Source organism: Bacillus cereus group sp. BfR-BA-01379 (assembly GCF_022663605.1).
Classification (GTDB): Bacteria; Bacillota; Bacilli; order Bacillales; family Bacillaceae_G; genus Bacillus_A; species Bacillus_A mobilis.
Genome location: NZ_JAKUFT010000370.1, coordinates 1 through 204, shown reverse-complemented (window position 1 = coordinate 204; position 204 = coordinate 1). Strand labels below are relative to the sequence as shown.

Here is a 204-nt window from a genome sequence, read left to right as displayed (position 1 = left end):
AGAGCTTGCTCTCAAGAAGTTAGCGGCGGACGGGTGAGTAACACGTGGGTAACCTGCCCATAAGACTGGGATAACTCCGGGAAACCGGGGCTAATACCGGATAACATTTTGGACTGCATGGTTCGAAATTGAAAGGCGGCTTCGGCTGTCACTTATGGATGGACCCGCGTCGCATTAGCTAGTTGGTGAGGTAACGGCTCACCA

The 204-nt window shown here is 52.9% G+C and carries 1 rRNA gene; it reads left to right on the top strand.

Annotation, left to right across the window (positions count from 1 at the left end):
* Nucleotides 1-204 (top strand): 16S ribosomal RNA (locus MR113_RS28300); the annotation flags it as partial.